At 52.0% G+C, this 23,714-nt stretch carries 18 protein-coding genes; 9 read left to right on the top strand and 9 right to left on the bottom strand.

Annotated elements, in window-relative coordinates; genetic code table 11:
- Positions 1-233 precede the first annotated feature (233 nt).
- From BMY78_RS20860 to BMY78_RS20845, 4 genes are all read left to right on the top strand, one after another.
- Entirely contained in the window at positions 234-602 is a 369-nt protein-coding gene (locus tag BMY78_RS20860; RefSeq protein ID WP_177185824.1) for a GntR family transcriptional regulator, read from the top strand.
- Positions 603-609: 7 nt separating this feature from the next.
- Positions 610-1,479 carry an ATP-binding cassette domain-containing protein gene (locus tag BMY78_RS20855; RefSeq protein ID WP_090903262.1) on the top strand — a complete coding sequence of 290 codons (870 nt, stop codon included), beginning with the start codon at positions 610-612 and terminating at the stop codon, positions 1,477-1,479.
- 1 nt (position 1,480) lies between these two features.
- Complete coding sequence (locus tag BMY78_RS20850) at positions 1,481-2,158, top strand: hypothetical protein (RefSeq protein WP_090903260.1); 678 nt, start codon at positions 1,481-1,483, stop codon at positions 2,156-2,158.
- Positions 2,159-2,262: 104 nt separating this feature from the next.
- Positions 2,263-3,222: an MraY family glycosyltransferase gene (locus tag BMY78_RS20845; RefSeq protein WP_090903258.1), complete on the top strand. Its 960-nt coding sequence runs from the start codon at positions 2,263-2,265 to the stop codon at positions 3,220-3,222.
- Positions 3,223-3,424: 202 nt separating this feature from the next.
- Here the strand turns inward: BMY78_RS20845 and cydC are convergent, their stop codons facing one another.
- The 4 genes from cydC to BMY78_RS20825 are packed head-to-tail and all read right to left on the bottom strand — an operon-like array spanning position 3,425 to position 9,667.
- Positions 3,425-5,374: a thiol reductant ABC exporter subunit CydC gene (cydC, locus tag BMY78_RS20840; RefSeq protein ID WP_090903257.1), complete on the bottom strand. Its 1,950-nt coding sequence runs from the start codon at positions 5,372-5,374 to the stop codon at positions 3,425-3,427.
- Position 5,375: 1 nt separating this feature from the next.
- Entirely contained in the window at positions 5,376-7,250 is a 1,875-nt protein-coding gene (gene cydD / locus BMY78_RS20835) for a thiol reductant ABC exporter subunit CydD (RefSeq protein ID WP_090903255.1), read from the bottom strand.
- 1 nt (position 7,251) lies between these two features.
- Positions 7,252-8,268: a cytochrome d ubiquinol oxidase subunit II gene (gene cydB, locus BMY78_RS20830; protein ID WP_090903628.1), complete on the bottom strand. Its 1,017-nt coding sequence runs from the start codon at positions 8,266-8,268 to the stop codon at positions 7,252-7,254.
- Positions 8,252-9,667, bottom strand: coding sequence for a cytochrome ubiquinol oxidase subunit I (locus BMY78_RS20825; protein ID WP_090903253.1), 1,416 nt, complete (start codon positions 9,665-9,667; stop codon positions 8,252-8,254). Before BMY78_RS20825 ends, cydB begins: the two co-directional genes overlap by 17 nt.
- 429 nt (positions 9,668-10,096) lie before the next feature.
- Between BMY78_RS20825 and BMY78_RS20820 the strand changes: the two genes are divergently transcribed.
- From BMY78_RS20820 to BMY78_RS20805, 4 genes are read left to right on the top strand one after another with little or no spacing between them, the layout of a single operon-like run.
- Complete coding sequence (locus tag BMY78_RS20820; RefSeq protein WP_090903251.1) at positions 10,097-11,395, top strand: hypothetical protein; 1,299 nt, start codon at positions 10,097-10,099, stop codon at positions 11,393-11,395.
- Positions 11,392-12,384 carry a glycosyltransferase gene (locus BMY78_RS20815; RefSeq protein WP_256222241.1) on the top strand — a complete coding sequence of 331 codons (993 nt, stop codon included), beginning with the start codon at positions 11,392-11,394 and terminating at the stop codon, positions 12,382-12,384. Before BMY78_RS20820 ends, BMY78_RS20815 begins: the two co-directional genes overlap by 4 nt.
- A gap of 1 nt (position 12,385) precedes the next feature.
- Positions 12,386-13,819: a glycosyltransferase family 4 protein gene (locus BMY78_RS20810; RefSeq protein ID WP_090903247.1), complete on the top strand. Its 1,434-nt coding sequence runs from the start codon at positions 12,386-12,388 to the stop codon at positions 13,817-13,819.
- Positions 13,816-14,487 carry a class I SAM-dependent methyltransferase gene (locus BMY78_RS20805; RefSeq protein ID WP_090903245.1) on the top strand — a complete coding sequence of 224 codons (672 nt, stop codon included), beginning with the start codon at positions 13,816-13,818 and terminating at the stop codon, positions 14,485-14,487. Before BMY78_RS20810 ends, BMY78_RS20805 begins: the two co-directional genes overlap by 4 nt.
- 83 nt (positions 14,488-14,570) lie before the next feature.
- Here BMY78_RS20805 and BMY78_RS33095 read toward each other — a convergent pair whose 3' ends face one another.
- The 5 genes from BMY78_RS33095 to BMY78_RS20775 all read right to left on the bottom strand — a co-directional run bounded on the left by BMY78_RS33095 (position 14,571) and on the right by BMY78_RS20775 (position 22,946).
- Positions 14,571-16,583, bottom strand: a complete 2,013-nt coding sequence (locus BMY78_RS33095; protein WP_090903243.1) for a glycosyltransferase — start codon at positions 16,581-16,583, stop codon at positions 14,571-14,573.
- Positions 16,584-16,628: 45 nt separating this feature from the next.
- Positions 16,629-18,533 carry a glycosyltransferase gene (locus tag BMY78_RS20795; RefSeq protein ID WP_143067063.1) on the bottom strand — a complete coding sequence of 635 codons (1,905 nt, stop codon included), beginning with the start codon at positions 18,531-18,533 and terminating at the stop codon, positions 16,629-16,631.
- Positions 18,490-20,862: a TPR domain-containing glycosyltransferase gene (locus BMY78_RS20790; RefSeq protein WP_177185823.1), complete on the bottom strand. Its 2,373-nt coding sequence runs from the start codon at positions 20,860-20,862 to the stop codon at positions 18,490-18,492. The genes BMY78_RS20795 and BMY78_RS20790 overlap by 44 nt, the downstream gene beginning before the upstream one ends.
- 80 nt (positions 20,863-20,942) lie before the next feature.
- Positions 20,943-22,403 carry a DUF6385 domain-containing protein gene (locus BMY78_RS33460; protein WP_256222240.1) on the bottom strand — a complete coding sequence of 487 codons (1,461 nt, stop codon included), beginning with the start codon at positions 22,401-22,403 and terminating at the stop codon, positions 20,943-20,945.
- A 45-nt stretch (positions 22,404-22,448) separates the two neighbouring features.
- Positions 22,449-22,946, bottom strand: coding sequence for a DUF6385 domain-containing protein (locus BMY78_RS20775; RefSeq protein WP_090903239.1), 498 nt, complete (start codon positions 22,944-22,946; stop codon positions 22,449-22,451).
- Positions 22,947-23,180: 234 nt separating this feature from the next.
- Between BMY78_RS20775 and BMY78_RS20770 the strand changes: the two genes are divergently transcribed.
- Complete coding sequence (locus BMY78_RS20770; protein ID WP_090903237.1) at positions 23,181-23,714, top strand: hypothetical protein; 534 nt, start codon at positions 23,181-23,183, stop codon at positions 23,712-23,714.

The following is a 23,714-nucleotide window of genomic DNA, read 5'->3' as shown; positions in this document are numbered from 1 at the left end:
TCTTGAGCACTCCCTATTGCAAGTGTATTTTTATTTATGTAAGTATGTTAGTGTATGAGTATGTCACTCATGTAGCATACTATAATTCCACCGCAACCAATTGTCAATAACTGGACTCCGTGTAAAAAAAATCATCATCTACCCCTACCGAATTGTTTATTGACAAATTTTCGCATATAAGTTATGTTTTCCTGCTAGATGTGTAACAAACTACAATGCTGAGTGGTGAGGTAATGAGCGTCAATTTCGACGAAAAGCAGCCAATTTTTCAACAAGTTGCAGATATCATTGAGGACGATATTCTCAACGGAACTTACCGAGAGGACGAGCAAATTCTTTCCGTTGCTCAGTTTTCTCAGCTCTTTCAAATCAATCCAGCGACTGTTGTGAAGGGAATTGGCCTGCTCGTAAATGAAGAAATATTGTATAAAAAAAGAGGGCTTGGCATGTATGTCTCGTCTGATGCCAAACAAAAGATTAAGAATAAGCGAAGAAATCGTTTTTATAAGGAATTGCTGTCCAATCTCATTTGTGAAGCTGACAAACTTGAACTGGCAACCGAGGATATCATTGAGATGATTAAACAATTAAGGAAGGAATGAATTCATTGTGAGCATCTTGGTGAGTTGCGACAAATTGAATAAGAAATATGGTCGAACCTACGCATTACGGGATCTGGATATACAGCTCGAGGAAAACGTTATTTATGGCTTGCTCGGACGAAACGGCGCAGGCAAAACTACCTTGCTAAACATCATAGCAGGTGGACTCTTCGCGAATGACGGCACCATTGAGATAAGAGGTGAAAAGTTGGGTAAAGGAGCCCTACCAGAAGATTGCTGTTTCGTACGGGAGAATAACAAGCTATTTGGCGGAGCTAGATTGATTGAGATTTTGCAGTTCGCTGCAAATTTCTATCCCAATTGGGACTGGACGTTTGCTCATAAGCTTCTTCAAACGTTTGAGCTTGATCCCAACAGAAAAATCAAACAACTCTCAAGAGGCACAGAATCACTCGTAGGAAACATCATCGGTCTGTCTAGCCGATCGTCGTTGACATTATTTGACGAACCGTTGCTTGGACTTGATGTATTGATGCGGGAAAGGTTTTACAAGGAGCTTTTGGAGGATTACGCCAATCATCCTCGTACGATTTTAATTTCTACGCATTTGATTGATGAAATCGCCCCAATCGCAGAAAGAGTCTATATCATTGATGAGGGCTCTCTCCTGCTTCATGACGAGATGAATCGGATACGGATGGCAGCTTATTTGATTCGTGGAAATTCAGATGCCGTAGCTTTGTTCACAAAAGGAAAGCGAGTATTACATACAGAATCTTACGGCCACGGAAAGCTTGCCGCCATCTACGAAAAATTTAACGATGAGGACAGGCTTCAGGCACGCAAACTAGACATAACTATTGAAAATTTGACGCTTCAGAAGTTTTTTTCGTATTTGATCGAAGGAGGTCGTTAAATTGGGTGCATTGACCGTTCATTTAAAGGCGACCTATTTGCAAATGAGGATTTATATATGGATGGTCATTACTTTAATCCTCCTTGGCAGGTTGGCGGAATTCATTGTTGGCCTCTTTATAGACAGCAGTCAAAACACAGGAATCGCGGATGGCAACCTGCTGCTGCTTATTTTGCTCATTTTCGCAATCGTACTTCCGCTTAGCTATTACAACCGCATCGTACATTTAGGAGCAAGCCGAAAACAATATTTTTTCGGTCTTCAATTCGTTTATGCTGTGTGGGCAGTGGCCCTCGCTTTATTTAATTCTTTATGGCCTATACTCGAAGTGAACCTACTCCACAAAAGCACCATAAACCTTATAGAAGCGTTTCATTGGAATGACTTTGGCGTGGCAGGTTCTTTTCTCTATCAAACCGTTTTTTATTTAATGACGATGGCGCTCCTAAGCATGCTGATCTCCGGCTACCACCACCTTGTTGGTTGGCTGCTGTGGGTGCTAATCATTGTGGCGATTCCAACCGGAACAGCGATTCCTGCGCTACGCGTTCATGTTGTTTCTTTTTTTGAAGCATTGTTATTCAATGGCTCACTACTCAAGGGTGTTGGATTTAATCTTGTACTTTTCATCGTGTTCGTGGCCGGTGGTTGGTTTTTCACAAAGGGGAGAACATACTAACGATCTGGGTAGAAGCTTTGGTTACAATAATGACATCGACAGATTTCCTGTTTAGCTCGTATAATAGGGGGAAATGGGTAGATAGGAGTGAATCAAGCGAAGTTATGGTATACATACTGGCTTTTATGCTGTCTTTTGCTGTCGTGGTTCTGCTTATTCCGCCGCTTGGTCGACTGGCACATCGGCTCGATTTTGTGGACAAGCCCCGAGAAGATGTGGAGCGCAAGCTGCACAGGCAGCCCATTCCACTGACGGCAAGTTACGCGATATTTACTGGATTCTTCCTGACATACATTGCTCTTACGAAAGAAATTTCATGGGAAACGGCGGCCCTGGTCGCCGGCGGAATGCTTCTATTAACGATTGGTACAGTCGATGACTGGTACAAAACGAAAGGTAAAGATTTTCCTGCCCTGCCCAAGATGCTCGTACAGGTCTCTGCCGCAGTGCTCGTATTTGCTTCCGGCATTGCGTTCACAGGATTTGTGAATCCTTTCAACTCCGAATACATCATGCTCCCGATCTGGCTGCAATTCATTCTGACGATCCTGTGGATCTTCGGTGTAACGACAGTCATTAACTTCACGGACGGCATGGACGGACTGGCAGGTGGTTTGTCTGCTATCTCAGCCATTACACTGTTTATTGTTGCAATGACCAAAGGCCAAACCGATTCTGCTCTCATGGCCATTACGCTAGTCGGTGTAACCCTTGGTTATCTGAAATATAATAAAGCTCCCGCCAAGGTGTTCATGGGCGACGCAGGAGCGACGTTTCTCGGCTTCATCCTGGCGGTCATCGCCCTGGACGGTGCTTTCAAACAAGCAACTATGCTGTCCATCTTTATCCCGATTCTGGCGCTCGGTGTGCCGATCTTCGACAACATTTTTGTGGTCATCAAACGCTTCATTCAAGGCAAAGCCATCTATCAGGCAGATGCAAGTCAAGCTCACTATCGCTTGCTGCGTGCTGGCCTGAATCACAAACAGGTGGTTGGCGTCCTGTATCTCATAAGTACCTGCCTTTGCCTCTCGTCCATTATTTTGATGCTGGTGGAGATGTAATATTAGAAACAAACGTTTCAACAAAAGGTGCAAAAAAGAGACGAGCCTACTGATCCTGTGGCTCGTCTCTTTGCTATGCCGCTGATGAATCGAACTAACATTATAAGAGGGTAACAGCTACCATGTCGTACACAAGCCTCTGCAAACGCCCCATACCCTTCCGATACTCGCCCCTGCCTGCACCTGCACCTTATATTCGCTATTATCTGGAGGCTACAGGTGGTAGCGGGACCACAGGTTGCTGCCCATCAGACCATCCCGGTCGATCCAGTTCGAGCAGACGGCGATAACGCTCTTCCCGGGCCAGCAATTGTTCGTGAGAACCCTGCATGGTGATCTGTCCATTTTCCATAAAAATAAGTTCGTCCATCCGTTCCGCTCCCATCAGGTGATGGGTGACCCAGATCATTGTTTTGCCCTGCATGCTGTCCAGAATCGTCCGCATCAGCGCTCGTTCCGTCACAGCATCAAGTCCTACCGTCGGTTCATCGAAAATAACGACAGGTGTTTCGCGAAGAAGCACCCGGGCTAATGCAATTCGCTGTCTTTCTCCACCAGAGAAACGAAGTCCTGTCTCCAGCATCGGGGTATGATAACCCTGCGGCAAAGATTCAATGAGATCGGATAAACCTACTTGCGCAGCCACTCGCTGGATTTCTTCGTTTGTGGCATGCGGACGGCCGATCCGCAGATTGTTGGCTACCGTAGTATCGAATAGATGTGGACTTTGGTTCAGCACCGCAATGACATCCGTTATATTTTCACCCATCGTTTGTACCGGAAGATCATTGATGAATACATTCCCGGCGGATGGGAGTAACGCTCCCTGAATGAGCTTCATGAGGGTTGATTTCCCACCGCCGCTGCGACCGAGTACAGCCAAGCGTTTACCCTGAGGAAGATGTAGGGACACCTCCTGCACCGCATACGGAGCATCAGGCGTATAACGATAACTCACCTGATCGATCTGAATGTCGGCTCGCAGCCTGGGCGGAATGCGCAGGCGGATACGTCGGTCCGAAGCTTTTTCCTTACGTTCCAGAGAACCCCGCTGTTGTCCAGCTACCAAATTGCTGCCTGATACACCTAAGTTCATGTCCTCTTTGGCTCCAGCCGCTGCATTCGCTTCTTCGGTTCCAGACTGTTCTGGTTTAATCTCTCCACCTTCCAAGTTCTGCAAGCGTTCCAGCGATTCACGATACTGCGGGATATGCTCCACCGCATCTCCTACGGGCAGCAGCGCTTCCGTGAGTGGAAACAACACCAGCACAAATGCTGCAATCATAACCGCAGGCAGCTGTCCGGCAGAAGCCGCACTTCCCGCCCATAAGGTCACGGATACCACCATTAGTCCAATCACGCACTGCGCAACCAGATCACGCCAGCGCGTCCATTGCCGCAAGCGAAGTCGAATCATATCTGCCTGACCTTCAGCCTCATCCTGCCGACGCATAAATTCTTCAGCTCGTCCACTCGCTATCCAATCCCCGAGGCCAAGCACACCATCGGTCAGACGAGTGTACAACTTGGCATTTTCCCGCTTCAGCCGCACCCGCAACTTCCACGTCACTCGGAGGGAAATGACAGGAAGCACAGCAACCAGAAACAGCATATACAACCCCATCCACAGTGCAAATCTCAGATCAACGCTGCCAAAAGCGACAACAGCTCCACCGTACATCATGAGCGCTGTAACCGCCGGAAATACCGTACGCAGGTAAATATCCTGCAGTCGTTCTACGTCCTCTGCAAGAGCACCAAGTACGTCTCCTGTCTGCATACGAGAGCGCAGGAACAGTGCCTGCGGCTCCAAAATCCGATACAGCTTCACGCGCTGATCCGCGAGTATGCGCAAAACCGCATCATGTCCAGCCAGACGTTCGACATACCGGAATACGGCACGAAAAATCCCAAATGCACGAACACCCACGATCGGTACATATACCATCAAAATATTTTCAGGACGGAGCGCTGACTTGGAGATCAGAAACCCGGAGGTGAAGAGCAGCAATACGGCACATAGCGTAGCGCAAATCCCCAACGCAATGACTGCTATGAGTCTCCAGCGGTACTGTGCCACGTACGGAGTGATCCAGCTATTCTTTTGGCTCCCGCTCCGGGCTGTTTCTGTCTGCTCGTATCCGGCTTTCATCTTACACCGCCTCCATCTGGGCCTGAATCATCTGGTAATATACGCCTTGTCGGGCCAACAATTCTTCATGTGTTCCTGTCTCTGCAACCGTACCGCCATCCATCACGATAATCCGGTCCATATGCGGCATCCAATGCAGTCGATGTGTTGCCAGAAACACCAGCTTGCCCTCAAACAGTGGTAACATCGTCTGTTTCAATTCATACTCGGTCTCCACATCCAGATGCGCAGTCGGCTCATCCAGCAGCAGAATCGGGCGCGCACTAAGCAGAGCTCTCGCCAAAGCCACCCGCTGCTCCTGCCCGCCGCTGAGCTGCCTTCCCCCAGCCCCAATCGGCTCCTGCAACCCATTCGGCAAGGAGGAGGCAACCTTATGCAGACCTGCTGCGTGAATGGCATCAGCCACCTCCGCATCCGAAGCCTCGGGCATATAGAACCGAACATTATCCACCAGACTTCCACTGAAAATAGTTGGATGCTGCGGGATCGCCGCCGTTTGTTTTCTCCAATCTTCCATCATCTCTGGAGATAAGGGCTGACCGTTATATAAAATCTGACCCGAAGTAAGCTGCTGAAAACCTGCAAGTACATCAATCAGGGTTGATTTCCCTGCTCCGCTCGCTCCGATAATCCCTACTTTGCCCAGACCAGAAACCTGAAATGTCACATCGTTCAGCGAGCATGGCCCGTCTTCCTGATGTCGTACCTGTACGTTGGTAAGCGCCAGTCTACTCGTCGCCTCCCAAGAGGGTTTCGATGAGGAAGCAGCCATGCCACTTCGGGCATTTACCTCACGTAAAACCACCCGTATGGTGGATGCGGACACGTCACCTTGCCCAAAAGTAGGCTCAGGCGAAGAGAATTCTCCGTTCTTTTCTGACACACCATGTATAACAGCACTCGTGTATGCTTCCTTTTGCTTACGTTCGGCCAATTTACCTCGTTCAATCATCTGGCTGATCGCTTCCCCGGCCTCTTTGCCGTCCAGTGTGGCGTGGTAATCTGCGCCTACCATTCGTACAGGAAGGAAGTATTCCGGTGCGAGAATAAGTACGGTCAGCGCTGGTCCAAGCAGCATATGTCCTTCCGTCAGGCGCAGCCCCAAGCCAACCGCCACCGAAGCCACCGACAGCATGGTGAAGAAATCAAGTGCGAAGGAGGACAGAAAAGCCATACGCAACGTAGACATCGTGGCCTTGCGATAACGCTGACTGACCCGAATGATCGTTTCTCCATGCTTACCGCTTTGTCCCAGTGTTTTGAGTGTTTCCAGTCCATGCAGCGTATCCACAAAATGGTTGGCCAGCGCTTTGTACGACTTGAACTGTCCATCGATCTTGCGTTGTGCAGCCAGTCCCACCAAAATCATAAACACAATCAGGATCGGCAGCGTCAACGTCAAAATAACCCCGGACATCATATCCAGCTTGAAGACATAGAACAGAATAACGATTGGCGTGAACCCCATCCCTAGCATTCGGGGAATAAACAGTTCCAGATACGTCTTATACTTGGCTGTTCCTTCGCGTGCCAAGGTTACCAGGTGCCCTGTTCCTTCCGTTTTGGCAAAACGCGGCCCCAGCCGAAACCACTGCTCCACCATCTGTCTGCGCAGATCGTTTCCTGTCTTCTCCGCGTACCGCGAAGCGATGAGCTGCAACCAGAACGACAGGGCATAGCGGGCGGCAAAAGCGGCCAGGAACAACAGCAGTACCGAGTACTGCTCTGTTACGGGTGAACCTTCAAACAATGCCGTAATCGCCTGTGCCAGCCATTTGGCCTGCATGATAATCGTCATCGCCTGCAACAGTACCAGCGCTGAGGCCAGCGCAAGTACTGGCCGGATGCCCGGCAGCTTCAACAGCCCCCGTCCCATGTCAGTACTCCAGGTGATGGTGATCGTTCAGACGTTTGCGGAAAATGTAATAACTCCAGATCTGATAGCCGAGTACAAACGGAAGCAGCGTACAAGCCACAATCGTCATCACTTTGAGCGAATATGCACCGGATGAAGCATTATAGACTGTCAGGTCAAACGCCGAACCCATTGAACTCACCATGACCCTTGGGAACAGACCGATAAATACGGAGGCAAACGCGATTGCAATTACAGCTCCCGTCATGCCGAAGGCCCAGGCTTCTCGTTTCTGACGCACGAAGTAAGCCGCCAGACCCAATGAAGCAGCACCCAGAACAACCATAATCCAGAGAGCCCAGCCGCGTACGGCGAACACATCGGTCATGAAGTATGTCATCACAGCGTAGATCGCGAGGATCGCGGCGAGCGGCAGCATCAGTTTTTGGGCCAAATTCAGGGCACGTTCTCTAAGATCTCCCACGGTCCGCAAGGAAGCAAACAGCAGACCATGCACCAGACACAACAACGTCACGCTCAACCCACCTACCACCGTATACGGATTGACGATGTCCAGGAAGCCGGGACGAAGCTGCATCTGCGCATCAATAGGCAGGCCTTTCATCAAGGTAGCGAAAACAACGCCGAACAAGAATGGCAGTAACGCACTGGAGACTACAATGATGATGTCCCATGTTTTGCGCCAGCGTTCATGTCTCATTTTGCTGCGGAATTCAAAGGCAACTCCGCGTCCGATCAAGGCCAGCAGCACGACGACCAGCGGCAGATAAAACCCGCTAAACAGCGTGGCATACCAGTGCGGGAAGGCTGCAAACATTGCACCCCCTGCCGTAATCAGCCATACTTCATTGCCATCCCAGAACGGACCGATCGAGTTGATCAGGGTACGACGTTCACGATCCGTTTTGCCAATCATTGCAGTAGACATGCCCACACCAAAATCAAAACCTTCCAGAAAGAAAAAACCAACAAACAAGACGGCAATCAGCAAAAACCACAACTCACTTAGTGACAACAGAATAACCCCCATCCACGCCGAACGGATCGGCCGATTCATCATGCTCCTCCGGCTTTTCGACTGCATATGGCCCTGCCTTGATTTCACGAACGAACAGGTAGACCATCACAATGCCGAGAACCGTATACGCTGCTGTAAAAGCAATGGTGGAGAACAAAATCTGGCCTGCGCTTACGTTCGGGGATACCCCGGCTGAAGTTGTCATATAACCAAATACCGTCCACGGCTGCCTTCCCACCTCTGTCATAATCCAGCCCGACGTATTAGCGATAAACGGAAGGGAAATGGCAAACACCATCAGACGCATAAACCACTTGCCTGCTCCCTCCAATTTGCGGCGCATCGCCAGGAATGTACCGTATATCGCTAGCAAAATCATCAATCCGCCCGCAGCAATCATGATGCGGAAGCTCCAGAACGTCGTCCGTACCGGAGGAATGTAGTCTCCTGGACCATACGTCTGCTCATACTCCGCCTGCAATTCTTTCATGCCTTTGACACTGCCAGAGAACTTGCTATAGGACAGATAACTGAGCAATCCAGGGATTTTGATTTCTCTGGAATTCTCCTGTTTGTTCGGGTCGATAAAGGCTACCACGGTCCATGGTGCAGGGTCTTCCGTCGTCGTCCATGTTCCTTCACTGGCTGCCATTTTCATTGGCTGCGTCTCCACCAGATATTGCGCCTGGAAGTGACCCGAGAAGGCAACCCCCAGCGAGGAAACCAGGCCAATAATGATGGCAATGTTGAACGATTTGCGGAATATTTCCACATCCTGCTTCTTCATCAACTTGTAGGCACTAATCCCGGTTACGACGAATGCACCTGTCATCAGGGCACCAAAGATCGTATGCGGGAACTCTACCAGCAGTTGACCATTCGTAATCAGTGCAAAGAAATCATTCATCTCGGCGCGGCCATTATTAATCTCGAAGCCAACCGGATGCTGCATGAATGAGTTGGCTGCCAGAATCCAGAGCGCGGACAGGAATGTGCCGACAAATACAAGCCAGATACAGGCCAAGTGCACCTTTTTGGACAAACGATCCCATCCGAAAATCCAGAGTCCAATAAAGGTAGACTCCATAAAAAACGCCAATAAGGCTTCCACAGCCAGTGGCGCACCAAATACATCCCCGACAAAACGGGAGTACTCCGACCAGTTCATGCCGAACTGGAATTCTTGCAGAATGCCTGTGACTACACCAACGGCGAAGTTAATCAGGAACAGTTTGCCCCAGAATTTGGCCATCGTTTTGTAAACTTCCTTACCCTTCACTACGTACAACGTCTCCATAATCGCTACCAGCAGCACAAGACCGATGGACAGCGGCACAAAAAAGAAATGGAAAATCGTTGTGAGCGCATATTGGATACGCGATAACATAATCGGATCCATACCGTTACCCCTTCTTTCTGTTCATATCGCAGTTTTCGTATTTGGCATTGAAGCCCCTTCTTCCGTTTCTGTCAGCCAAACACGTATTGATGAACGTATTGTGCCAGATAGACTATTTTATACATGTGACAATTATCACAAACCCTGCCATGACAGCAAAAAAAAGTGACGATGGTCACACAATAGAAAAAATTAAACCTAATCTTTGGGCTTGCCAGCTTCGTCTATTCACGGAAGATGCTCATGTTTGGGACGGAACGCCCATATGTTAGTGTCAGGCATAAAATACGCTGGGCAAAATGGGCATTACATATTGAATCAATCGATTCATTGATATCATTCAAAGCAGCTCCAATCCGATATTCATCAGATAGTGCTGCTTCAATCCATGAACGGACAAAAATGCAAATCAAGTGAGGTGATTCATCGATGGAAGAGCTGTCTCCGATCCCGGACCCGGAGCCTCATCAAGGGGTAGATGCAGAACAGCCAAGTACGGACCTGCCTGCCTTTCGTTATATTCTTTTTCCCCGGAAGGGAGGATGGTCTGCTTTTCCTTATCCAGACATCGCTGCTCTGATGGTTGCGGAAGGACCTGTCTACTATGTCAGCAGTCTGGAGCGCTCCGAGGAAATGCCTGCGAATATCACCGTCATCACGCTTCCCGAAGCAGAACAATTGCTGCAGGAGCCCCATACGGTTGCTGTGGTTGCTCATCCCTACTGGCTTACCGCCACAGCCTCGCTCCATCCGGAGCTCTGTATTGTACTTCTTCCCGAGCCGGTTGGTGAAGAAGCCGAGTCCCCCTTATGGGAGAGCTGTATTTCAAGACTGGTCGGTATCGCCGATCTGGTGGGCACTACTTCAGAAACACGCTACATGAAGCTGGTATTCCAGGGTGTACGTGCCATCTGGCTGAATGGAGAGGATTCCTCCCCTGCTGGCGTCATGCAAAAGGATAACCTCGAAGTCCCTCTCCGGGACTATGAACTGCTATTCCTGCATGCGCTGCGACAGACCCTCTCGGGTGTTCAGGATACGGTCACCCAGCTGCAATGCAGTGTGCGGGCCGACTTCTATCGTCAGCTTCGTTCCAAAGCTGGAGCGCATGAGACGATTTCCTTTTTGCTGGCAGCCTATGAATATGTGCTAGAGGATTCCAGAGCGGCCGCTTCACTCAAGGAGGCCTTCTCCCACGCGGTATTAAACGGGCGCAATGATTGTGTAAGCTCCCACTATCGATTCCTCTCCGCGATTCATGCAAGGGCCGGGGAAATCGAGAACGCGCTGCAGGTGTATGGAATCAGCGCAGGTAACGAGCAGGAACGGCACCATTATGAACAACTCTGTCGCTGGCTGGAGGCCGGGGAGGAACAGCTTGTCCGGGCAGAACTGCTGCGTCTGAATGATGATTATGGAAACGCATTGCGCATTTTGGATGAACTCGGAGGCGAAACGGCACGGCATTGGAAATTTCGTATCTTTCAGGAGACTGGACGTGTGGAAGATGCATTAGATTTGGTGCATGCAGTGGATATTCAGGATAGCCCCAGCCGACAGGATTATCGGCAATTATCAGGTCTAGCTCTGGCTCTGGTCGGAGAACGTCACGGGGCGGTGAGACAATTTCTGGAGACGGCACTGGAGGATGAAGATGTTCTTGCGCGAATCGTCGAGATGGATCTGTTGGATCAAGCCGTCCAGCAATTGCTGGGGGAGGTGCCATGATGCTGGACCCGAAGAAGCGCAGACAACATGTGAATGGACCGATGGTGCATAAGGATATACGATCCGAAACAACTCATACTCTAACGGAAGCGCCGGAATCACCACACGCTGAGCCACTGGAAACTGGCGATAAGCATCTGGAAAATGCGCTGAGTCCGTTGGATATCCGAAGTGAAACCCATCAAAGATATAGCACAGAGCACCCAGGGAACCAGGATGCTGTAAAGCACAGAGATATAGGCCAATTCAGAGAGCCGTTTTCCGTTCGTCGCGTTCGTAAAAGTCAGGGCAATAAACTGACCGCCATGCTTCAGGTACGCAACGAGCGCGGGCGATATCTGGAGGAAGTGCTGGACGATTTAAGTGAATTTGTGGATGAGATCGTCATTGTGGACGATGCCAGCACAGATGGAACACCCGATATATGCAGAGCCTATCCAAAGGTTGTTCGTCTGGAAGTGCTGGAGAAGCCGTTATTTGCGGAGGAATGGCGATTACGTAACGCTCTATGGCAAGCAGCAGCAGGTACCTCGCCGGATTGGCTGCTATCGGTTGATGCTGATGAGCTATACAGCACAGATGCGAAGAAAGCGATACGCGCTCTGATTAACCAGGACCATGCGGACTGGATCGCTTTCCGTTTCTACGATATGTGGGGCGGACGAACCCACTATCGGGAGGATGACCTTTGGGGGCTTCACCGACGTCATACCGCTTCCCTGGTCCGATATATGCCGGGTTACCCTTACTTTTACCCGCAGCAAAATCATCATGTGCCTCGCCTTCCCTTGCCCTGCACTGTATTGCCCGGAATCAGCACGGAATTGAAAGTCCAGCATCTTGGCTGGGCAGGAAGTCTGGAGGATCGGGTTCGGAAATATTTGCGTTATAAACGAATTGATCCACACGGCGAGTGGGGCAGCCTGGAACACTATGAATCGATTCTTGATCCGGAGCCAAGGCTGATTCCGTGGAAGGAGGAGCAGTGAGATGGGCGTGGTCAGCATATTGACACACAGCTTCACCGACGGATATAACCGGGAATTCAGCCGGGTGTTCGGGGGCGGTCTGGAGCGTTACGTCCTGGATTTGTGCAGTGTAATCCGCGGATTGGGACACATCCCCGAGGTCCATCAGTTGTCCTATTTTGAAGCTTTTCAGACTCGTACGGAACAGATCGATGTATACGGGTATGCCTACGATATGAATGATGTGCCCGAAGCTTTTGCCCGAATGGCTGCCGCAGCGCGAGGGCCTGTGATCTATGCAAGCTGCCTGTGGCAGCCCATTGCCTACAAGCCGGGCAGCCTCGGCATCTGCCACGGGATTAACTGGGATCGTCCCGCGCTGCCGCTGGGGACCAAGCAGCAAGTCGCGGAGCATATTCAACTGGCACTGGATGGACTTGTACGCATCGTGTCGGTGGATTCACATTTTCAGACCTTTTGCCGTGCTGCTTGTACGTTTGCCGATCCAGGTCAGGTCGTGCTCATTCCCAATGCAGTGGATACCTCCTACTTCACACCTGCTCCGCCAAGGCGTACGTTCGAGCATGAACAGGAAGAAGAATGGCTGGCAGCATGGAAGAAAGATCTTGCAGGCCATGAAGAGCATGCTGAAGCTGCCATCTCGGGGTTGAATGCTGCGTCATCCGTGGGGGAAAGAAACGTTGGAAACGGCATGGTGCGGGCGGACAGATCCGAGGTGACAGTAATCGCTGAAGAACTGGACTCAGCAAATATTAGACAGGGGCTAGCTGGTCGGCAGCCAAATGATCTATCGGATGATTATTTGAAGGAGCAGGATGAAGATGTAACAACTGCGATTCAAGTGAGCCCTTCGCGTCCACTGCGTATTTTATATCCGCGTCGGATCAGCATGGAACGGGGCATTATTCCGATGATGCTGGCAGCTGACCGACTGCTTGGTGCCTTTCCCGATCTGGAGGTCGAATTTGCTGGAGAGCTGGTTGAAGGCAGCACGGTGGGCCGCTCCTTCCGGTATTGGCATCGCACGCACCCCCATGCAGATCGAATCAAACATCGCACGTATGATTTTCGGGATATCCGCGAGGCCTACCATCAGGCAGATATCGCCGTGATCCCGACCGTCTTCTCGGAAGGAACGTCCTACGCTTGTCTGGAGGCGATGAGCTGTGGGCTTCCGGTTGTTGCTTCCAATGTTGGCGGACTGAATGATTTGATTCAGGATGGCTTCAACGGACTGCTGGTGCCTCCAGGGGAAGAAGCGCTGACCGCCGCGCTGGTGCGTCTCGTTCAAGATAGAGCCGAACGGGAGCGGCTGGGTATCTATGCCCGCGAGACAGCGCTGTCCTACGACATATCCCACTGGCGGCGCAGGTGGAGTTCGGTATTGGAATCTTTTTTGGCAGAAGCAGGATTAAAGGAGGGAATTCGGGGATGAGGGATACGCCAAATGCAACGGATTTCATGGAATCAAGATACATTCGGGAGGGTGATCCCAAAACGGATACATTGGTTTTTCCACTGCATCCTGCGTGGTGGAGCCGTCCGTACGAGTACGAATGGGCACGCCAGTTTGCGCAGCAGGAGGACGTCGTACTCGACGCTGCCTGTGGTATATCCCATCCATTCAAATTTTGGCTGGCAGAGCACTGCCGGGAAGTTTATGCCTGTGATTGGGATGAGCGTATTTTGTCCAGAGAAGCGATCAGGCTGGATATCGCTTCTGATTTTGGCGAGCAGGCCGCACGCGACCTGCCGGAATCGAGCCTGGACCGACTGCATCTTGCGCAGGCCAACCTGGCTCAGCTTCCGTATGAATCCGAGATGTTTGACAGCGTATTCTGTATCTCTGTGCTGGAGCATCTGGATACAGGCACGATGCTGCGGGCCTTTCGCGAATTCGCCAGGGTGCTGAAGCCAGACGGACGGTTGATCGCCACGTTTGATGTGCCCGAGATGCGTCCGGACCTGCTGGAGACTATTATGGCTGTCACCGGACTGACGATCGAGGGCAAGCTAAGCGTGAAAGAACCGGAGGATGCCATCTGGTCTGACATGTATGGGCCGGTAATCCGTTGTTTTCGTGCTGTGATCCGTAAGGAATAATTGGGATGGATAAATGGGATCACTGATGAGGGCATGGATTGAGATTAACTCTATATCCTTAAATCCTTTGAATACCGGAGCCGTTAGAGATGAACCAGCAGCATGCTGCACTGGTTTACGTACGCTTCGGCGGATGCTGCGCCGGGTGATGTCAGGCGCAGCAGGGTGTGCAGGCCCGGCGGGATTGTCGCCGGGCTGCCGGAGGCGGCAGGTTGCCGTACAGTGACTTGGGCCGATTCGGCCCAATCACGCGCTGTGCGCCGCCGCCCGGCGAGCAAAGCGAGCGTGCCCGCCAGTACCATGGCGGGCACTTCGTGCGTGAAGGGCTGCTGCGCGCCATGCGGTGTGCCGAACAGCGCAAGCAGCCCTTCACGCACGCTTGCGGGCGCGCGCAGCAGCCCGCAGCGGGCCGCAGGCGGAAGCGCCGCGAGCAGCGCCGGCGCTTGGCCGGGCGCCTGGGCCTGCAGCAGGCGCAGCCATGCGGCCCAGGCGCCTACGCGCGCGAGCGCAAGCGCCGCGGCGTGCACGGCCTGCGGCGCTGGCGCGGCGCTGCTGGCCGTGGCGCCGCGCAGCAGCGCATCGGCTGCGCGGGCTGCGGCGGGCGCGGCTGCCTGCTGGCGCGCCTTACGCCACGCCGCTGGCGCCAGTGCGAAGCCTTGCGCTGAGCCCGCCGCTGCACTGGCGCGATGCTCGCCGGGCTGCTTGTGGCCGAGCGCCCACAGCGCCAGCGCCGCCTCTGGCCCGTGCTGCGCATGCGTCGCCCAGGGCTGCAAAGCCGCCCGGGCAGCGGCGTCCTCGCCGAGCTGGGCCAGCGCCAGCCCGGCGGCGAGGGGCTGCGCCCGCAGCGCGGCGGGCAGCGATGCCGCGTGGCGCAGCAGCCATTCCGGCCGATGCGCATCCAGCGCGGCCGGGATCAGCGCCTGCCAGGCCGCAGGCGGCAGGCTTATCCGCTGGGCTGCGCTTGCGATGGCATACGGCCGCCCAGTAGCTGCGGCCAGCAGCAACAGCCGCTGCCACGCTGGCAAGCTGCCGGGCTGTACGGCGAGCGCAGCGGTATAGGCCCTAGCTGCCTCCTGCCCGCAGCCCAGCCGTTCATAGGCCATGCCTTCCAAAGTCAGGCTGCGATACGTTCCGGCACCGGAAACGGACGTATATCGACTGGCAGTGGAAGCTGCCGCTTTGGCCTGCTTGAGCCAGTCGAGCGCCGCAGCATCCCGACCCTGATCCTGCTCCAACACAGCACCAAGCTCCAGCAGATCGGGGAAGTCAGTATACACCGGCCTCCATTCCTCAACGATAGCGAATGCTCTCTCTGGGCGGCTGCATTCCCGCCAGGCATAAGCCGTTTTGAGTACCAGATCCGAATGATATCCGCAATCCGGCGTAAGCTTTGCCAGCAAAGGCTGCAGCAACCTGAGCGCTTCATCGTATCTCGCTTGCTGAAACCACTCGGCGGCCATCGCATATAACAGTTCCGGTTGATCCGGTGACTGCTGGAGAGCGGAACGAATCAGCCGCATATTCCGCTCAGGTTTATTTTTGCCAACAATAACGTGCTCCAGATATCCATCATGAATAATCTCAAGCCCGGAATCGACCACACCCCACGGAGCGAAGGACAGAATCGAAGATGCCACTTCTTCATGAATCATCCCTTGAAAAGCAATTCGGGGGTCATTCCGAAATAATCGACACACCGCATCCGTCACACGCTCTTCTCCAGACATTCCGAGCAAACTTGTGACCTGTATCCAGTATCCCCATACGTCTTCCTGACTTGAGGTCAGCAGCCGCTTCATCTCCGCCAGATTGTACTCGGTCTGCATCCAGACTTCATCTGCATCCAGTACCAGAATCCAAGGATGAGTCGCAGCGGCAAGGGACCGGTTACGAGCAGCGCTAAAATCTCCGGTCCATGCTGCATTAATGACAATCGCACCATAACGACGGGCAATGTCGATCGTCTCGTCCGTTGATCCCGTATCCACGATGATGATCTCATCCACAACATCCTGAATGGCATCCAGACACCGCTGAAGCGACCGGGCCTCATCCTTCACGATCATGCACAGGCTGATTCCTGTCTGCATGTTCATCCTCCGTCCTTCCTATACGGGGTTCTGCTCTCTTTCATTCAACCCTCAAAACTCAAAACCATCCGGCCCCGGTAAATCCAGTCTAATCTGCTGAACCACAGGCCAACAACGATGTCGCTGACCTTCTGTCCCTTGAGCGAACGCCTCCAGGTGATGATCGGCAGCACTGACAAGCCCTTTCACCAGCCAGCTGGTTCCCACACGTGAATCGGAGGCTCCGACAAAGAGCTCTCCCGCTTCCTGCCGATTGCCTTCCACCAATGGAGACACTCCTTCTGCCAACTGTCCCTGAGCAAGCTGAACCAGCGCATGCAGTACACCCCATTTCCCGGATTGCACACACCCCTCCATCATCAGTCCTATTGCCTGCCAGCCATTATACGCTGTTCCAGCAGCCACGTTTGAGTCGTCATTTTGGGCAACGGCTTGTGAACTCCCGATTCGTTCTGTCTGTTGATATCGCTCCGACTTCCTACCCGGTTGCGATTGACGATACAGCCACGCAGTCAGTTGATCTTTCCCCTCTATTGGTCTTCCTTCAATCCAGTTTAGTCGCTCCATCCAATGGGCAGCTGGTACAGAAAGCTCTCCTTTTTTTCGCCGTACCGTATCCAGCTTAAGGCGTGCCTTGTTCCATTTCCCCTGTTGAATCTGGAGCAGAGCCTCAGCCATGGATAACCTCCCCCTCATCTCCGCTGAAGGATGTGAAGACATGTCTGGCAACAACTGCACAGCTGTATCATAGCAACGGCACTGCTCCAGAATGCCCAATACTTTCTGGATCGCCTCTTCTGAAGTGATTGCAAATCGCTCCTTAATCAGCTCCACCAGATGTTGCTCTTGACCCGAAATCCGCATGATCCGAAAAATCCGGTACAACGGCGGCAGCAGGCTCGATTTGGCACGGACTGCTTCCACATAAGCATCCACTGCGCCTTCAAGGTCCGCCCGACCTTCCAGCAGCCTCCCCAGCGTATACCAGGTTTGATAGGTTCCGATTCCTTCTTCTGTATGAAATATGGGTGGTGGCGGTCCCATACGAACTGCTTCACGCAGCGATAGCTCTGCCTTTTCGGTCTCGCCCAACGCTTCCTCACATACTCCGCGATGATGCATCAGGTCCGTGTATTCTGGGAAGAGTTCAAGAGCAGCATGGATGTGATCCAATGCTTCCTGCCAGCGACTCAAATGCTGGAAACAGCGAATCTCATATTTGAACAACAGATGTGCATAACTTGTCAGGGTGGGATCAATTCCCGCTTTAGCTACGCCAAACGTCTTCAGCGCCTGTTCCGTTTCCCCCATCCGCAGATACTCGACGCCCAGGTTATAGTGATGGAACGGCTGCTCCGGCTCTTCCTCCACCGCCTGTTGAAGCAAACGCAAATTCCGGTTCACCTTATCCTTGAGCTCCACGATGGCTGTCTGATACCCGTAATGGTGAATGATCATGTCTGTCACGTGAAAAGCAGCCTGAGGATTCTTCCGACAGATTGCCACCGCTATCTGCTCATGAATCCGACCCTCGAACCGATGCTCCGGCTCGTTCCTGAAGAGGCGCAATACCGGATTTACCGTCACCCCTTGCTGACCCGAACCTGTATAGTTATGGATATTTAAAAACAATCCGTCACATCCGCTGGCTGCCGTCCAGCTTCTGATCTGCTCCCGCGCAATCTCATCCAGCGCCTCGTCCGCATCCAGAAAAAGAATCCATTCGCCCGATGCTCGCTCCAGGCCAGCGTTCCGTGCCGCGGCAAAATCGTCGCTCCACTTAAAAGGCACAACCACTGCCCCATATTCCCTGGCAATGGCAGCACTTCGGTCCAACGAACCGGTGTCCACAACAATAATCTCGTCCACCGCCCCGCGGACACTTTCGAGACAATGAGGCAGCAGTTCTTCTTCATCCTTCACGATCATGCATAATGAAATGTGCTTGGTCGGCAAGCTGGTTCCTCCTCTCCCTTGCACAGAACACCGTGCGCCAAGGGATACCCTCTGCGGTGCGTAGTTGCTGCTCCAAAACAGTCTGTTGTGCCATAAGCACCTTATCAGCGGGAGATCGAGTTCGTTCCTGTCTGATAACCCCCAGCGCCAGCTGCATATAACAGACAGCAGCTCCAGCACTCGCCTGCCGCTGTTCTGAATCCTTCTCCAATGCCTGCTGGAAAAGAATTAAGGCCTGATCATAGTGCCCTTTGGCATAAACGGCTTCCCCTAGGTAGAAGAGGCTGTCCGCATCCATATCGCCTTGTGACATAGATTGAATCAGCAGCTCTGCAGCCGCCATGGTGTATCCCTGGCGGTAAAGAGCCGCGGCCAGCCATCGGCTATGAACACCATTTTCGTGGTGTTCAGGGTTAATAGCAGCCACCTTCTCATACAGCATCCTGGCAAACGCCAGTTGCCCCGTCTGCACTGCCCGAATCCATATGTTCTTACTTAGCTCCGTTGCAGCCTGGAGCGTCTGGTGAACTATTTTTCCATCTCTGTCATCCTCGACATGCACCCTTTTCCCCGTATCCAACAGGTCATTCAGCAGTCTCCAGCCTTCCCTCTCCTGTGGTTCTGCTGCTGCCATAAATGATTCGGATACAGATAACTCATTTGCCCAATAGGTCAATGCCAAATCCAATCGTTGCTCAGGCTGGAGGTTTACACCCGCACGATGCTCCTCACTCCACTGATTCTGCACATACTGCAGCGCATCTGAAACCCTGTTGGCACATAACATCCAATACAGATAATCTTCATGTTCTATACGCGTATTTCGGGCATCTCCATGTAGCAAGTTCAATGCCTGCCCATATGCACCGCTGGAGGCAAGTGCGTAAACCACAAGCGCCAGATCATCCTCGTATGTTATTACGCTCGGATCTGAATCCTCTTTCTTTGAGCCCTCTTTCTTTGAATGCTCTTTCCAGTGTGCAAGTAAAGTCTCTGCTATGCTCTCATCCGTCTCTCCGCATTGCTGCAATACATCGGCTAACCCTGTCCATGCAGGAGCATACGTGATCTCGCTGCTCAGAGCCAGGCTGTACAGATGAGCAGACTCCTGTAGAAAGCCTCTTTTCTGTGCAAGCCTTCCCATGGATGTATAGGCTTTGTAGCTATCGCAACCTACGTCCGTTACGTAATGTCTTTCCATTTGGGCCGGTTCTTGTTGGACTTCATCAAAGGACTTGCCCTCACGTAATTCAACGCTATCCGGTTTACCTGTTTGCTCAATTGCCTGCTGATGTATGCCTCGAATCTCTGCCTTGCTTTCGCCCTTGAGATCAGCTCCATCGAAGCCCTCCCGGCAATCTGTTGCTCTTGCATAGGATTTGTAGGCCCTCTCCTCTAGACCCTGTTGCTCCAAAATCTCTCCATATATCAGATGCAGGTCGGCATACTCCGCATAACGCTGTATTTCTCCCGCCAACAGCCCATGAGCTTCGTCATAGCGTCCCATCGCCAGAAGAACCTTGGCGTAGTCCCGAACCAGGGTGGAGCGATACGGCGCGTGCAGCGGTGTATGAAGAAAGGATTCAGTAAAGGCTTCTGCTGCCTGTTTGATATGACCTAGCTGGCAGTACGTCACCCCCACATTATAGAGGTGGAAAGGCTGCCCCGGATGATCGGCTAGTTCCCGCTGCAAAAGCTTTAGATTACGCAATGGTTTATGTCCTTGAGCAATCGTGGACGGCAGATAACCATCATGGACCAAACGCAGTGGAGCCAGGGGTTCATGCTCAGCAATCCAGCCTTCTTCACGGGTAAAGAAGTCGTTTATGTCCGGATCGTCTCCTTCCTGTTCTCCACCATCCCTTCTACCGCTACGAACCAATTGCTCATGGATACGCCCCGCATACCGATATCCTTGTTGAGCGCGAAAAAGACGCACAGGATGGAAGATGACATTCTCTCCCGTTCCCTCACCAATTCGGTTCTCTATCGTAATCCGCAGTCTCGAAACGCTCTTATGGACCTTGGGAAGATAATTCAAAAGCTCTTCCAACCCCTGTATGACATACTCATCGGCGTCCAGACACAGAATCCATTCCGTGCTCGCGAGAGGCAAACTTATATTTCTGGCATATGCAAAATCATCTTCCCAACGGGCGTGAAGCACCGTTGCTCCATAATGTCTGGCGATCTCCGGTGTACGATCTGTTGAGCCGGTATCTGTAATGAAGCATTCGCTGCCAATCGGCTTGAAGCTGTCGAGACAGCGGGCAAGTTGATGTTCTTCATTTTGCACAATCATATGAATTCCGAGTAACCTGTTCTGCATATGCAGCCACCTCCAATGCAAAAAAAAGTACATGAAGCCCATCAAAGGGACTCCATGTACCTATATGACGATAAACCTGGTTATGTGCCTTGTCCATTGAAGAACACGTCAATCGTGCTGGGTGCTCCCAGCAGACTGGAGCGGTAGGAAAGACGTGTATATTTGAGAAAACGCTGCGGCACCAGAACATCCACCGAACCTGGCAAAATCCCGGTCACCGTGTCCACATCATCGTACCAGTTGGTACCGTTAGCACTGATTTCGACGCGGGCATCAACCCGGTTAAGCCCCGGCCCCCTGTTATATACAAAGAAAGAATAAGTGCCAAACACACTCGTCGTGACCGCCGGAAGAGGTGTAAACGTGTTTGCCGTCGGCGTGCTAAGAAGCTGTGATTCCTGAAAGCTCTTTTGCGAGATGGACGTTACGCTGCTGAGTGTACCCGCTGTAATGGTGGCTCCCAATACGCTGGTAATGGTACCATTCAACAAATTGGTCAACGTTCCGGCTGTCACGGTAGCTCCCAAGACACTGGTGATTGTACCCGCAGTGATTGTTGCTCCAAGCACACTCGTGATCGTTCCGGCTGTGATTGTCGCTCCGAGTACACTCGTGATGGTACCATTCAGCAAGTTCGTCAGCGTTCCTGCAGTCACCGTAGCCCCAAGCACACTCGTGATCGTCCCTGCGGTAATCGTCGCTCCGAGTACACTCGTGATGGTACCATTTAACAAGTTCGTCAGTGTTCCTGCGGTAATCGTAGCTCCAAGCACACTGGTAATTGTACCCGCAGTGATTGTTGCTCCAAGCACACTTGTGATCGTCCCTGCGGTAATCGTCGCTCCGAGTACACTCGTGATGGTACCATTCAGCAAGTTCGTCAGCGTTCCTGCGGTCACCGTGGCTCCAAGCACGCTGGTGATCGTTCCTGCGGTAATCGTCGCTCCGAGTACACTCGTGATGGTACCGTTCAGCAAGTTCGTCAGCGTTCCTGCGGTCACCGTGGCTCCAAGCACGCTGGTGATCGTTCCGGCTGTAATCGTCGCTCCGAGTACACTCGTGATGGTACCATTCAACAAGTTGGTCAACGTTCCTGCGGTGATTGTAGCTCCAAGCACGCTGGTGATGGTACCATTGAGCAGGTTCGTTAATGTGCCCGCCGTCACGGTTGCCCCGAGTACACTCGTGATCGTTCCGGCAGTAATGGTGGCTCCCAAAACACTGGTGATCGTACCATTGAGCAGGTTCGTCAATGTTCCAGCTGTGATGGTTGCGCCAAGCACGCTGTTAATTGTACCCGCCGTGATCGTTGCTCCGAGGACGCTGGTAATCGTTCCGTTCAGAATATTTGTGATGGTTCCGGCATTAATGGTAACGGTAGTGAGACCTGATATATTACTGATCGTACCATCCAAAATAATTCCGATTACGTTACCGCTTGTATCGGTGTGAACCGGCTGGGCTGTGCCTGTACTATCTTGACCAAAAATCAAGGTTCTGAGATTATCCGGATTCGTATTAAACGTTGTAAAGTTAGGCATATGCCTCGTCCTCCTCCCTGGTCAAATCAGTTGTATTCCACGTTCTTACGGCATACGCTGCGCCTGAAAATAAACATCGAGCCGGGTCGGCTGATCCGGTTCAACCGATTGGATAACCAGCCGGGTATAACGCAGGAATCGCAGCGGCACCAGCGCTTTGGTCTGGCCTCCGGCGATCACCTCCTGGCTGTCCACAGCATAGTCCCTGGCATTAGGGCTGATCTGAATCTGCACAAGAGCCGGATGTTCGCCCCGATTTACAATGCCATATGTGTACATACTGAACGATGAGGTGTCTTGAGCCGGAAGAGAATTCATACTACCGTTTGTCTCGGCTCCGACATACGTATGCTCTGTAAAACAGTGAGTAGCACCAGGGAGTGTCGTACGTGAGGAAGTACCCTGCTTGAACCGGGGACGAGTAATCCGAGAACAAGGAGGTTTCAGCAATTTAGCGCGGCAGGAACGACGGGTTTGGCGACGGCTGACATATTTAGTTGGTTGGTTCGTTCTCTTCTTGCTACGCTTCGCTGTTCGACTCATATCGATTTCCCCTTAAAAAATGTGCTTCCGCATCGTATGCCTGCATGTAAAATACGGGCACGGCATACGCCGTTATTTGAGGATTTACTGTTTGTATCCCAAACCCTTACCTCATCCCCCACATACACTGTAAGTACAACCTCTTCACGTTCCTATTTCAAAATTTCCATAAAAGCAGCCCATTCCAAAATTCGCTTTGGTTATCTTTATTCATGCAGATTGGAGGTGGATTAGTTGACCAATTCCAATGTATTTAATCAATCCAACGATCCTTTATATACTCAACTGACCAATACATTCTCCGCCCCCGGCATTGAGTCCTCTCCAGAGGGAGGAGCGGCAGCGGCAGGCAGCTCTTTTACACTAACAACAGGCAGTGTCAGCGTGGGAGCTGGACTAAATCTCCTGTTACAGGTAGTGAATGCAACGGGCAGCGGGCGCACACTTTACGTCTCCCGGATTAGCGGAGGCACAACGGCAGCGGCAACGCTTATTGTCTACTCCGGTGGAACCATAACGGGCGGCACTACATCTGCTCCGGTCAACACATTGCTAGGTAATGCCAATACAAGTGTAATGACAACGAGACAAAATACAGGAACGTTAACGGGAACATTCACAAGCCTGATCAGCATCCCCCTTACGGCAGGCATCTATATGTTAAACCTGAACGGCTCAATCATCGTCCCTCCAGGGCAGACGTTAACCATTAGTGTGGGAACGGGTTCCCAAACCGCGGCAATCAATCTTTCCTGGTGGGAATTCTGA

The sequence above is a fragment of the Paenibacillus sp. OK076 genome (assembly GCF_900110055.1).
Classification (GTDB): Bacteria; Bacillota; Bacilli; order Paenibacillales; family Paenibacillaceae; genus Paenibacillus.
Note: the sequence above shows the minus strand (reverse complement) of the source record. Positions and strands in the feature narration are given on the sequence as shown.

Bases quoted from the DNA above. Each gene is read 5' to 3' on its own strand.
- BMY78_RS20860 (WP_177185824.1), top strand. From the start codon at position 234: ATGAGCGTCAATTTCGACGAAAAGCAGCCAATTTTTCAACAAGTTGCA.
- BMY78_RS20845 (WP_090903258.1), top strand. From the start codon at position 2,263: ATGGTATACATACTGGCTTTTATGCTGTCTTTTGCTGTCGTGGTTCTG.
- cydC (WP_090903257.1), bottom strand. From the start codon at position 5,374: ATGAAAGCCGGATACGAGCAGACAGAAACAGCCCGGAGCGGGAGCCAA.
- cydD (WP_090903255.1), bottom strand. From the start codon at position 7,250: ATGGGACGGGGGCTGTTGAAGCTGCCGGGCATCCGGCCAGTACTTGCG.
- BMY78_RS20825 (WP_090903253.1), bottom strand. From the start codon at position 9,667: ATGGATCCGATTATGTTATCGCGTATCCAATATGCGCTCACAACGATT.
- BMY78_RS20820 (WP_090903251.1), top strand. From the start codon at position 10,097: ATGGAAGAGCTGTCTCCGATCCCGGACCCGGAGCCTCATCAAGGGGTA.
- BMY78_RS20815 (WP_256222241.1), top strand. From the start codon at position 11,392: ATGATGCTGGACCCGAAGAAGCGCAGACAACATGTGAATGGACCGATG.
- BMY78_RS20810 (WP_090903247.1), top strand. From the start codon at position 12,386: ATGGGCGTGGTCAGCATATTGACACACAGCTTCACCGACGGATATAAC.
- BMY78_RS20805 (WP_090903245.1), top strand. From the start codon at position 13,816: ATGAGGGATACGCCAAATGCAACGGATTTCATGGAATCAAGATACATT.
- BMY78_RS33095 (WP_090903243.1), bottom strand. From the start codon at position 16,583: ATGAACATGCAGACAGGAATCAGCCTGTGCATGATCGTGAAGGATGAG.
- BMY78_RS20790 (WP_177185823.1), bottom strand. From the start codon at position 20,862: ATGCAGAACAGGTTACTCGGAATTCATATGATTGTGCAAAATGAAGAA.
- BMY78_RS33460 (WP_256222240.1), bottom strand. From the start codon at position 22,403: ATGCCTAACTTTACAACGTTTAATACGAATCCGGATAATCTCAGAACC.
- BMY78_RS20775 (WP_090903239.1), bottom strand. From the start codon at position 22,946: ATGAGTCGAACAGCGAAGCGTAGCAAGAAGAGAACGAACCAACCAACT.